8 protein-coding genes, 1 pseudogene and 1 riboswitch are annotated in these 12,087 nt (G+C 71.3%); of the genes and pseudogenes, 4 read left to right on the top strand and 5 right to left on the bottom strand.

Annotated elements, in window-relative coordinates; genetic code table 11:
• Positions 1-4 precede the first annotated feature (4 nt).
• A complete protein-coding gene (locus V6U90_RS15180) occupies positions 5-1,444 on the bottom strand; it encodes a glycine hydroxymethyltransferase (protein WP_334436068.1) in 1,440 nt (479 codons plus the stop codon).
• A gap of 18 nt (positions 1,445-1,462) precedes the next feature.
• A riboswitch (ZMP/ZTP riboswitch) is annotated at positions 1,463-1,552 on the bottom strand.
• A 162-nt stretch (positions 1,553-1,714) separates the two neighbouring features.
• On the opposite strand from V6U90_RS15180, the gene V6U90_RS15175 reads away from it, so the two are divergent.
• On the top strand, positions 1,715-2,566 hold the full coding sequence (locus V6U90_RS15175) for a metallophosphoesterase family protein (RefSeq protein ID WP_334436066.1): 852 nt from the start codon (positions 1,715-1,717) through the stop codon (positions 2,564-2,566).
• 85 nt (positions 2,567-2,651) lie between these two features.
• Here the strand turns inward: V6U90_RS15175 and V6U90_RS15170 are convergent.
• The 3 genes and pseudogenes from V6U90_RS15170 to V6U90_RS15160 form a co-directional block, all read right to left on the bottom strand.
• A pseudogene (locus tag V6U90_RS15170) lies at positions 2,652-3,724 on the bottom strand (S8 family peptidase).
• A gap of 578 nt (positions 3,725-4,302) precedes the next feature.
• Positions 4,303-4,887: a histidine phosphatase family protein gene (locus tag V6U90_RS15165; RefSeq protein WP_334436063.1), complete on the bottom strand. Its 585-nt coding sequence runs from the start codon at positions 4,885-4,887 to the stop codon at positions 4,303-4,305.
• A gap of 77 nt (positions 4,888-4,964) precedes the next feature.
• Positions 4,965-5,873 carry a DUF6891 domain-containing protein gene (locus tag V6U90_RS15160; RefSeq protein WP_334436061.1) on the bottom strand — a complete coding sequence of 303 codons (909 nt, stop codon included), beginning with the start codon at positions 5,871-5,873 and terminating at the stop codon, positions 4,965-4,967.
• Between the two features lie 509 nt (positions 5,874-6,382).
• Between V6U90_RS15160 and V6U90_RS15155 the strand changes: the two genes are divergently transcribed.
• Positions 6,383-7,042: an AAA family ATPase gene (locus V6U90_RS15155; protein WP_334436059.1), complete on the top strand. Its 660-nt coding sequence runs from the start codon at positions 6,383-6,385 to the stop codon at positions 7,040-7,042.
• Positions 7,043-7,122: 80 nt separating this feature from the next.
• Complete coding sequence (locus V6U90_RS15150) at positions 7,123-7,344, top strand: hypothetical protein (protein WP_334436056.1); 222 nt, start codon at positions 7,123-7,125, stop codon at positions 7,342-7,344.
• A 94-nt stretch (positions 7,345-7,438) separates the two neighbouring features.
• Here the strand turns inward: V6U90_RS15150 and V6U90_RS15145 are convergent, their stop codons facing one another.
• Positions 7,439-9,691 (bottom strand): WD40/YVTN/BNR-like repeat-containing protein, encoded by a 2,253-nt coding sequence (locus V6U90_RS15145; protein ID WP_334436053.1) that lies wholly within the window; start codon positions 9,689-9,691, stop codon positions 7,439-7,441.
• A gap of 85 nt (positions 9,692-9,776) precedes the next feature.
• Between V6U90_RS15145 and V6U90_RS15140 the strand changes: the two genes are divergently transcribed.
• On the top strand, positions 9,777-11,750 hold the full coding sequence (locus V6U90_RS15140) for a Xaa-Pro dipeptidyl-peptidase (protein WP_334436050.1): 1,974 nt from the start codon (positions 9,777-9,779) through the stop codon (positions 11,748-11,750).
• Positions 11,751-12,087: the final 337 nt, after the last annotated feature.

Raw genomic sequence — 12,087 nt, 5'->3', positions numbered from 1 at the left:
CGGCTCAGCCGAGGTCGACGGTCGGGTAGAGCGGGAAGTCGGCGAGCAGTTCGGTGGCCTGCTTGCTGACCCGCTCGGCCAGCGCCCGGTCCAGGATGTACTTCGCCTTCGACGCGGTCCCGTCCGGATTCGCACCCGGCCGGGTCTGGCTCAGCACCGTGTGCATCAGTTCGGCGATCTCGTCCATCTGCGCGGTACCCAGGCCGCGAGTGGTCAGCGCCGGGGTGCCGATCCGGATGCCGGAGGTGTACCAGGCCCCGTTCGGGTCCTGCGGGACGGCGTTGCGGTTGGTGACGATGCCCGAGTCGAGCAGCGCCTGCTCCGCCTGGCGGCCGGTCAGGCCGTACCCGTGCACGTCGATCAGGACCAGGTGGTTCTCGGTGCCGCCGGTGACCAGCTTGGCACCCCGGCGCAGCAGCCCCTCGGCGAGCGCGTGCGCGTTGGCCACGATCCGCTGGGCGTAGTCGGCGAAGTCGGGACGGCGGGCCTCGGCCAGCGCGACGGCCTTGGCCGCCATCACGTGCGGCAGCGGGCCACCCAGCACCATCGGGCAGCCCCGGTCGACCTGGTCGGCCAGCTCCGGCTGGCAGAGCACCATCCCACCACGCGGGCCGCGCAGCGACTTGTGCGTGGTGGTGGTGACGATGTGCGCGTGCGGTACCGGGTCGAAGTCACCGGTGAAGACCTTGCCGGCGACCAGCCCGGCGAAGTGGGCCATGTCCACCATGAAGGTGGCGCCCACCTCGTCGGCGATCTCCCGCATGATCCGGAAGTTCACCTTGCGGGGGTACGCGGAGTAGCCGCCCACCAGCACCAGCGGCTTGAACTCCCGGGCGACCCGGCGTAGCTCGGCGTAGTCGATCAGCCCGGTCGCCGGGTCGGTGCCGTAGCTGCGCTGGTCGAACATCTTGCCGGAGATGTTCGGCCGGAAACCGTGGGTGAGGTGGCCACCGGCGTCCAGCGACATGCCCAGCATCCGCTGGTTGCCCAGCTCACGGCGGAGCGCGAACCAGTCCTCCTCGGTCAGGTCGTTGACCTGCCGGGCCTGGGCCCGCCTGAGGGCCGGCGCCTCGACCCGGTCGGCGAGGATGGCCCAGAACGCCACCAGGTTGGCGTCGATGCCGGAGTGCGGCTGGGCGTACGCGTGTGCGGCGCCGAACAGCTCGCGGGCGTGCTCGGCGGCGAGCGCCTCGACGGTGTCGACGTTCTGGCAGCCGGCGTAGAACCGGCGGCCCACCGTGCCCTCGGCGTACTTGTCGCTGAACCAGTTGCCCATGGCCAGCAGCACGGCCGGGGAGGCGTAGTTCTCACTGGCGATCAGCTTGAGCGACTCGCGCTGGTCGGTCAGCTCGGCGGCGATCGCATCGGCCACCCGGGGCTCGACGGCGCGGACGACCTCCAGGGCGTTGCGGAAGGCGGTGGACTCGGCGTTCAGCGACGACATGCGACCTCCTGTAGATCTGGTAGAGGCCCAGGCGCTCGGCATGCGTCCAGATGACGGGACCGCTTCCCGATGGTGATCCATCCCAGCGCGCCAGTCACGGCCCGCTTCGATCCTACCGGGTCACCAGGGTCGGGACCCGGACCGGCCCCGGTGACCGTGCGGTCGGTGCCGGCGCCGGCACGGCCGGTGGCGGGTACCCCACCGAGGAGCCGGTTCCAACCGGCGGAACGGTTCCTCGCCGGGGCGCCGGTCGCTCCGTAAGATCGACTGATGGTCGATTCGGCGGCGTCCGGCGGTAAGCTCCTGGCCATCAGTGACCTGCACGTGGGGCACGCCGAGAACCGTGCCCTGGTGGCCGAGATGCGGCCGGAGTCCCCGCAGGACTGGCTGCTGGTGGCCGGGGACGTGGGTGAGACCGTGGCCCACGTGGAGTGGGCGCTGCGGCTGCTGAGCCGGCGGTTCGCCAAGGTGGTCTGGGTGCCGGGCAACCACGAACTGTGGACCCCGCCGGGGGATCCGGTCCAGTTGCGCGGCGAGGAGCGCTACCGGCACCTGGTCGAGGTGTGCCGGCAGCTCGGCGTGGTCACGCCGGAGGACCCGTATCCGGTCTGGGCGGGGCCGGACGGGCCGGTACGGGTGGCGCCGCTGTTCCTGCTCTACGACTACTCGTTCCTCGACCCACAGTGGCCCACCCCGGAGGTGGCGCTCAAGCGCGCGTACGAGCAGGGGATCGTCTGCACCGACGAGTTCCTGCTGCATCCCGACCCGTACCCGGACCGCGCGGCCTGGTGCCACGCCCGCGTCGAGCAGACCGCCCGGCGGTTGGCCGAGGAGTCGCCGGAGCTGCCCAGCGTCCTGATGAACCACTGGCCGATGGTGCGCCAGCCGACCGAGATCCTGCGGTTCCCGATCTTCGCGCAGTGGTGCGGTACCACGCGTACCGCCGACTGGCACCTGCGGTACAACGCCTCGGTGGCGGTCTACGGCCACCTGCACATCCCCCGGACCACGTTCCACGACGGGGTGCGCTTCGAGGAGGTCTCGGTCGGGTACCCACGGGAGTGGCGGCGCCGCAGCATCCCACCGGGCCGGCTCCGGCAGATCCTCCCCGCCCCCGCCTGAGGACCCGGCAGGCCGGAAACCCGGAGGGGCCCGGTGGAGGGAATCCACCGGGCCCCGTTCGTGGCTACCGCGTCAGGCGCGCGGGTCAGTTCACCGCCCGTTCGGCGTTGACCATCCCGGCACCGTAGAACCCGTTACGCTGCTCGCCGTAGCAGGTCGCGTCGTAGTTGGTGGGGTGCAGCGGCACCGGGTTGTAGACCCCGGCCGGGCAGGCGATCGGGTCCGCCGTCTGCTCCAGCATGACCGTGAGCTGGCCCGGCGTGAGGCCCGGGTGGGCCGACAGGGCCAGCGCCGCGACACCGGTGGCGTGCGGGCCGGACATCGAGGTGCCCTGCTTGTAACCCCAGCCGTTGGTCCGGGTCACCACGTTGAACGTGGTGGACAGGATCGCGTCGGTGATGGTCGAGCGCACACCCTGGGTACGGAAGCGGGTGTCGCCACCGGGTGCGGTGACGTCGACGACCCCCTGCCCGTACGACGAGTAGTAGCTCTTCTGCCGGGTCGGGCCGGTCGCCGACACCGTCACCACACCCGGCGCCTCGGCCGGCAGGTCGACGCAGGCGCCGTTGATGGTCCGGTCCTCGACCGGGTAGCTGCCGTCGTTCGGGCTACCGCTGTCGACGAACGTGTGCTGCAGGTCCACGTTCGAGTTGCCGGCGGACGCGATGTTCAGCACGCCCTGGTTCTGGGAGTACCGGATGGCCCGCTGGACGGCCTGCCACACCGGCCGCTGCCGGGCGTCGTTGCGGCAGTTGAACTCCCACGGGTCGATGTAGTAGCTGTTGTTGGTGATCTGCATGCCCTGCTCGGCGGCCCAGATGAACCCGCAGACCGCCGCCTCCGGGTAGATGAGGCCGTCGTTGTTCACGACCTTCACCGCGGCGACCTTCACCCCGGGGCCACCCCGGTGACCCCGACGCCGTTGATCGCGGCGGCGATGGTGCCCGCCACGTGGGTGCCGTGGTCGGAGTTGGTCGGGTTCCAGGACGACTCGGTCGTGTCGACCACGCCGCCCAGGCAGGACGCGCTCTTGTCCTTGGCGATCTGGCTGGCCAGGTCGGGGTGACTGCTGGAGATACCGCTGTCCAGCACGCCGACCACGACGTTCGCGCTGCCGGTGGTCACCGTGTGGGCCTGCGGCACGTTGATCTGCGGCATGTCCCACTGCGAGCCGAACAGCGGCTCACCGCCGGCGTCGGTGGCGGCCTGAACGGCGGTGGACTCCACCTCCACGGTCTCGCCCTCGTCCAGCGCGGTGCCCAGCCCGGTGGTGGCGGCCACCGACTCGACCCCGGCCCCGGCGACCGCCGAGGCGAAGTCCGGGTTGGTCGACCGGACGATCAGGACACCGATCTGCGGGTAGTCGGCCACCACGGTGCCCTGCGCCGCCGCCACCCGGGCTGCGGCCGGCCCGGTCGAGGCGCCGTTGGGGGCGAGGACGAGGAAGGTGGTGTCCGGTCCGGCGGCTGATACCGGGGCCACCGCGGCGGTTACCGCGAGGCCGGCACCGAGCGCCATGGCGGACGCGGCGGCCAGTGTCTTGCGACGGATTGCTCTCAAAAGAACTCCCAAAGGCCGTTCCCGTCACGACCGGCACCGTGCCCCTGGTGAGGGGAGCGGCCCGGCCCGGGGGAGAGCGGATGCCCACCTCCATCAGAGAGCGTTTCACGTCCCCTCGGCGTTACAAACCCGCCGGTCGTTGGGTTAAAGCGGCCTGTCGACGGGTTGCTTTCCGGTCAGACCGTTGCCAGGGTATGCGGCACCTCGTCGAGCCCTTCGATCAGGTAACGCAGCAGCAGCACCAACGTCTCGTGTCCGAACAGGACGACCTGTCCGTCGGCGTGGTCCCGGCGTAGGTCACCGAGGAGGGCCCGTAACCGCAGGGCGACGTCGGCCCAGGACTCCCCGCCCGGCGGCCGGTAGTAGAACCGGCCCAGCCGGGCCCGTCGGGCCGCCTCCTCAGGAAAGCGGGTGCGCACCCCGTGTGACGTGTGCAGGTCCAGGATGCCCAGTTCCCGGTCGCGGAGCCGTTCGTCCCGATGGGCCGGGATGCCGGCCTCGGCCAGGGCCAGCTCGGCGGTCTGCGCGGCCCGCCGGTACGGCGACACCACCGCGATCCGGGGCCGTTCGGCCTCCGGCAGCCCGGCCAGCCAGCGGCCGGTGGCGACCGCCTGCTCCCGCCCGGTGGGGGAGAGCGTGACGTCCGCGTCCCGGTCGGTGAGGTCGATCAGCTCCGCGCCGTCCGCCTCGGCGCGGGACGCGGCGACGTTGCCGGTGCTCTCCCCGTGCCGGACGATCCACAGCCGTTCCAGTTCCGCCATGAGCCCAGCGGTACCCGGTCGGCGCTGCCAGGTAACCCTGGTCGGCCTGTCCTCCTCCAGCCGGGTGACCCGGCCGGTCAGTCCAGCTCCAGCCGGGTCCAGTCCAGGCCGGCCCGCCAGCCGTCGAGGTCGAACGCCCAACCGGTCAGCGCCGCGTGGGCCGCCTCCGGGTCGGCGGTGACCGCCTGCCAGTGCCGGTCCGGCCCGCCGTCGCGGTACTCGACGATGAAGCGGTCGTGGTCGTCGAGGGCCGACTGCGCGTAGTACGCCGAGCCGGCCCGGGTCCTCTCGACGACGAAGAACTCCTCGTCGCCGGTGGCCACGTCGTCGATCAGGATGCGGAGCAGGTCCTCCGACGGGTCCAGGTAGTGCTCGTCGGAGGCGGTGCGGGCGTGCAGGGTCGGCAGCGGGCCGATCCGGCGCTGCCAGGTCAGCGGTACCCGGATCGCCCGGCCCGGATCGCCGTTCCAGTCCACCGGCAGGCCGTGCCGGGTCAGGGTGTCGGCGACCCGCTGCCCGACCGGAGTGGCCGGCCCCTCGGTGGTGCCGTACCTGAGCCACAGCGCACCGCCCTCGGCGGCCCGTTCGGTGTCCTGGGCGTGGAAGAAGACGTACCCCTCGTCGGCGTCGGACAGTTCTGCGCCGATCTCCGCCTCGCCGCAGCTACCGCAGCAGGTGAAGTCCTGCCGGGCGACGATCCCGGCCCGGTTCAGTTCGGCGAAGGCCGCATCCAGCCGGTCGCAGTCGGTCACCGGTGGCCAGGACGCCTCGACGGCGTGCCGCAGTGGCCACTCCTCGGCCACGATCCGGCGTACCCGGTCCTCGATGTCCTCGTCCACCGCCGGTCCGGTCCCCTCGTCGCCGGCGGTGAGCTGCTCGTCCTCGGCGTACTCGATGGCCTCGGCGACCAGGGTGGGCCAGTCGGACAGGCCGATCACCAGTCGCTGCCGGATGACGTCACGGAGTTCGTCGGATGCGCCAGACATGAGCCGGGAGTCTAGGAGCGACGTACGACAAACCCGGCGCGCGATGAGCTGTGCCGCGCTCACATTCCCTCCCCAGGGTCCATTACCGTCCAAACTGCACAGACGGCGATTCGCCTCGGCACCTACGCCCTCGCCCCCGTTCGCCCGGGGCGTACAGCGTGCACGGAAAGTGATCATGTCGAACCCGGGGTCGGGCTGACCCTCGCCGAGTCACGCCTGTACTGGTGAGCGGTATACCTACGCGGCATAAAAATGACGCAGAGGTATACCGCTCATCACGTTGTCGTCGGCTCGGGCCGGTCACACCCCGGCGCAGGCCGAAGCGTGGGCAGCTCGCGGTGGACGCCCGAGCCTGGGCCACCGACTGTCGGACGTGGGCATACTGATCCGCTGGGTTGCGACCCGCGCCCGTTCATCTGCGCCTGCATTGCAAACAAGGGCCAGTTTCCGTCGGATTCCTACGAAGAGTCGCGTGTGTCGGCGCCCCGGAGGTCCGGCAGCGTGAGCCCGTGCTGATCAGGTTCGAAGCTGGCAACTACCGGTCGATCGCGGAGAACATCGAGCTGTCGATGGTCGCGGTCGACCGGGACCGGGACGGAGCCCGAGAGGCGATGCGGTGGTTCGATGAGGTGCACAACCAGCCGACGCTCTTTGGCGACGACGAGTACGGCTGGTCCGGTATGGGACGGCGCGAGCAGGCGCTGGCACTGCTACGCCTTGCCGATCTGGGCATCGAGGACATCATCATCGATGCCCAGGAAGTGGCTCTCGCCGGCTCCGCTGAGCCCCGCACCCAGCACAGACTACGCCTGGTCCACCGGACGGACGGACATTCGGCACCGCTGGACTTTTCTGCGGAGTCAGAGGGGACCAGGACGTGGTTCCACCTGATCGGCCCGGTACCGACCGCGCTGCGGGTCGGGTCGGTCGTCGTCTTCGATGAGTTGGTCGGTTCGGTGCGTGCTGCCCCAGGTGGATCAGACTGTTCTGCTGCGGGCACTCGGACTGATTGGCTGATGGCGGGTGGGACAGCGTCGACGCGGAGCACGGCCACTCAAGCGCACCACGGCGTCAACACCTCGCTGAACCTGGAACTCCACCCCGAGCAGGGCGTACCGGAATCACGTTCCCGGACGACAACCCTTCCTCCGGCCTGCACCACTTCCTGAATGCAGTCGAGCGGGGGGAGTGAGACGTGCCGGACCGGGTAACCCGCGCTGACCATACACAGAGTCCGTGGAGGTGAGTGATGCCAGCCAGTCCGGTGAAGGACAAGAACTACGACCTCGTGCACGAGGTGCAGATGGTGCTGGAGAACGCCTGGCGGGTGGACAACTACATCAAGGACGCCGAGAAGAGCGGCGACAACGAACTCGCCGAGTGGTTCCGCCTGATCCAGAACAACAACATGAAGGCCGGTGAGCAGGGTAAGCGGATGCTCGCCATGCGCCTTCAGCGGGAGAACGGCTGACCGGCGCAGCGGTACGGGGGCCGGGCGGTTCGCCCGGCCCCCGTACCGGCGTCCGGATACCGGTACCGGCGGCGTCCGGATTATCTACCCGGCGTCAGACCACCCGCACCTCGTAGATGCCCCGGCCGAAGGTGCCGGCCACCAGCCGGTGGTGGGTGCCGTCGTACTCGATGTCGTCCACCGGGACCTGCGGCAGGCCACGCCCGAGCCGCAGCCAGACCCGGCCGCCGGCCGGGCTGACGAAGACACCCTGGTCCGTGGCGACGTACAGGGTGCGGCCCCGGCCGATGACCAGGTCGTTCACCGGCGCCTGCGGCAGCACCCCGGTCAGGTCGGTGAAGCTGCGCCCGCCGTCGTCGGAGCCGAGCACGTACGGCCGGTCCGAGCCGGACCGGTACGCCGACAGCGTCACGTAGACCCGGTCGGCCCGCTTCGCGTCGACCACCACCCGGGTCACCCAGGGCTGCCCGCTGAGCAGTAGCTGCCAGTTGGCGCCCAGGTCCCGGGTCACCCAGACCCGACCGTCGTCGGTGCCGACGTACACGGTCCGACCGTCGCCGGCCGGCGCGACCGTGGTGATCGTGCCGTAGTTGGTGTAGATCGGGTCCCGACCCGGGCCACCGGTCAGGTCACCGCTGATCGCGGTCCAGGTACGACCACCGTCGGTGGAGCGGTTGAGCACGTTGGCGCCGTAGTACATCACCGACGGGTCCACCGGGTCGAAGACCACCGGGGTGAACCAGTTGCGCCGGGCCGCGGTGACCCGGTTGGCGAAGTACGTCATCGTGTCGCCGCCGTCGACCGACCAGAAGCAGTTGCCGTACTGGTAACAGGCGTAGACGTTCTCCTTGTCGGTCGGGTTGATCTGGTTCTCCTCACCGTCCCCGCCGAGGTACTCGTTGAACGCCGGCCCGCCCCAGGAGCGCAGCGAGCCGTTGTCCTGGGTCCCCCCGGACACCCGGCTGACATCCTGCGGAGTGATCGCCACGCTGTAGAACTGCATGAACGGCTGGTGGGTCGCCTTGACCCAGTTGCCCTCACCGTCGGTGTCCGACCGGTACACCCCGCCGTCGTTGCCGACGTACACCCGGCCCGGCCGGCGGGGGTCCCAGATCATCGCGTGGTGGTCGACGTGCATCGAGTCGTAGTCGGCCCGCCAGGTCGCCCCGCCGTCGGTGGTGGTCATCAACGGCACCCCGGCCACGTGTACCCGGCGGGGGTCGTCGGGGTCGACGAAGACCTTCCCGAACCACCAGCCGAAGCTGGACTGGGAGTCGGCCAGGTCGGTGTTGGCCGGCAGTCGGGTCCAGTTCTCGCCCCCGTCGGTGCTGCCGTAGAAGCCCTCGAACGGTCCGGCCGTGGTGTTCACGATGGCGTAGAGCCGGTCCGGGTCCGACGGGGACTGGCCGAGCCCGATCCGGCCCACCTCGGGGCTGGCCGCCGGTAGCCCACCGGCCAGTCGTCGCCAGGTCTGCCCACCGTCGTCGGAGCGGTACACCCCGGAACCGACGCCGCCGTAGGTGCGCAGGTCGGGTTCGCGGCGGTGGTCCCAGAGCACCGCATAGAGCCGGCCGGAGCCGGTCGGGTCGAGCAGTACCTCGGTGGCGCCGGTGAACCCGTTCGCCCCGGTCAGGACCCGTTGCCAGCTCGCGCCGCCGTCGGTGGAGCGGTAGACACCCCGGTCACCGCCGGGGCTGTAGAGCGAGCCGGCCGCCGCGACGAAGATGCGCTTCGGGTCGGTCGGGTCGACGGTGATCGCACCGATGGCGCCGGAGTCGCGTAGCCCGAGGAACCGCCAGTGCCGGCCGCCGTCGGTCGAGGCGTACAACCCGGTGCCCTCGTAGGTGACGCTGCCGCCACCGGGGTTGGCCTCACCGGTGCCGGCGTAGAGGGTGCCGTCCGGTCCGGTCGCCACCGCACCCATCGCCTGGGTCCAGTCGTCTGGCCAGGCCGGTGCGAAGTGTCCGCCGGCATCCCGGCTGACCCAGACACCACCGCTGGCCGCCGCCGCGTAGAGGGTGTCCGGTCGGTGCGGGTCGAGGGCCAGCGAGGTGACCCGGCCGCCGATGTTGGTCGGCCCGATGGACCGCCACGCCCCGCCCACCTGCGGCAGCCGGCGGGCGGCCTGCGCGGCGGTGTCGTACGCGTGTCGCGGCAGCGCGGTGCCCGGGATCGTCTTCTGCAGGTACCGGAACTCGGCGGGCGCGGACGGCCCGCGCACCGGGCGGTACTCGTCCGGGGGCCGCGGCGGGCTGGCGCCGGCCCCGCCACCGGGGGCGAGTAGCGCGGTTCCGCTGCCGAGCAGCACCGTGGCCAGGATGAGCGCAAAGTGGCGTCGTCGGGGCATGGAATTCCCTTCGTCGATGCGTCTGGGAATTCTCCCATCGATGGGATGGAATGGCGGAGTCCGTTGATCCGTGGGAAGGACAACCATGCTGCCCGTTCCGTCACCGGTCAGACGCCGGTCCCGCCGAGCCGCCGTGCTCGCGGCGCTGCTCATCCCGGCCACCGTCGGGGTCTCCGCCCCGGCCGTGGCCGGGCCCGGTCAGCCCGTACCGGCGCCGCACGTCGTCGCCGACGCCACCGTTCCCGTCTACTCGTACGCCGACGCGATCCGGGAGAGCGTCTGGGTCCAGTCGACCACCGACGCCGACGCCGACGGGGTACCCGACCGGGTGGCCGTCGACCTGGTCCGACCCCGGGAGGCCGCCCAGGCGGGTGTCCGGGTGCCGGTCATCATGGACGCCTCGCCGTACTACCTCTGCTGTGGCCGGGGCAACGAGGGCGAGCGCAAGACGTACGACGCGGCCGGGGTGATCGCCAAGGCCCCGCTGTTCTACGACAACTACTTCGTCCCGCGCGGCTATGCCTTCGCCGCCGTCGACCTGGCCGGTACCGCCCGCTCACTGGGCTGCGGGGACGTCGGTGGCCGGGTCGAGGTGGCCAGCGCCCGGGCCGTGGTCGACTGGCTGAACGGCCGTGCGAAGGCGTTCACCGCCGACGGTCGGCCGGTCACCGCCGACTGGTCGACCGGCCGGGTCGGCATGATCGGCAAGTCCTGGGACGGCTCGGTGGCCAACGGGGTGGCCGCCACCGGCGTGCCCGGGCTGGCCACCATCGTGCCGATCGGCGCCATCTCCAGCTGGTACGACTACATGCGGTTCGGCGGTGTGCTGCGGGCCAGCGACTATCCCGCCTACCTGCACCGGTACACCAACGGGCGGCCGGTGGAGGAGTGCGCCGACCTGCTCGCCCGGCTGCGTGCGGACAGCGCCGAGTCCACCGGGGACTACAACGCGTACTGGCAGGAGCGGGACTACCGGCGGGCGGCCGGTAACGTCCGGGCCAGTGTGTTCGTCGCCCACGGGGTGAACGACCTGAACGTCACCACCTCGCAGTTCGCCCGGTGGTGGGACGCGCTCGCCGAGGAGGGGGTGCCCCGCAAGCTCTGGCTGTTCCAGGCCGGCCACGAGGACCCGTTCGACGTCCGCCGGGCGGAGTGGGTGGCCACCCTGCACCGCTGGTTCGACTACTGGTTGCAGGAACTGCCGAACGGTGTCATGGCCGAGCCCCGGGTCACCCGGGAGAGCGCTCCGGGCGTCTGGCGGGAGGAGGCGGACTGGCCCGCTCCCGGTACCCGGCCGGTGCGGGTGACGCTGGGCGCCGGGGACGGCAGCACCGGCACCCTCGGCGGTCGGGCCACCGCCACCGGTCCGGTGTGGAGCTACCGGGACGAGTCGCTGACCGAGGCCGAGCTGGTCGCCGAGCCGGGCGTGCCCCGGGCCGGCCGGCTGGTCTTCCTCTCCGGGGCGCTCCGCGAGGATCTGCGGATCTCCGGCAGTCCTTCGGTGCGGCTGCGCATCCAGGTCGACCGGCCGACCACCGAGCTGACCGCCCGGCTGGTCGACTACGGCACCGCCGAGCGGATCGACCACTTCACCTCCGAGGGGGTCCGGACGCTGACCACCGAGTCGTGCTGGGGTGAATCGACCGCGGTCGACGACGCCTGCTACCGCGACACCGCCGAGATCACCGTGACCAGCGACCACGCGGTGCTGACCCGGGGCTGGTTGGACGCGGCCCACCACCGGTCGTTGCGGTTCACCAGCCCGCTGCTGCCGGGCCGGTGGTACACGGTGACCGTGCCGTTGGACGCCTACGACACGGTCGTACCGGCCGGGCACGTCCTCGGACTGGTGCTCGGGCAGAGCGATGCAGAGTACACCAACACCGACGACCGGGACGCCACGGTCCGGGTCGACCTGGCGGCCAGCGCGTTGGCCCTGCCGGTGGCCGGCCCGGTGGGCCTGCCGGAGGTGGCGGTGGCCCCGCAGGTGCGGACCGACCGGCCGCTGACCGCCGACGCGGTACCGGCCGACCCGCGCCGGATCCCGACGTCCCGCTGACCGCACCCCTTCCCTGGTGATCCTGCGCGTCCGGTCCCGACCTGGCGAATCGACGCCGCACAACGGGGCCGGACGGGCAGGCTCGCGGAGCCCGGGGAAGGTGGCAGTTGATTTACAACGTTGGAATACTGGGGACGGTGCCGGACGAGGAGGAGCGATGGGACAGCACGACATGACGGCAGGGTCCACGGCGTTCGGCGCGGCCGACGCCAGCATCGCCACCGCCCGCGCCGAGCTCCACACCGACGGCATCACCGCCTGCCGGGGCGCGTTCGGCGTGGCCTGGGTGGACCGGGTCGCCGAGGACATCGAGGTGGCGTTCCGGGAGGCGATCTCC

This window comes from Micromonospora sp. CPCC 206060 (assembly GCF_036906895.1).
Classification (GTDB): Bacteria; Actinomycetota; Actinomycetes; order Mycobacteriales; family Micromonosporaceae; genus Micromonospora.
This window is presented reverse-complemented; position numbering and strand designations above follow the sequence as displayed.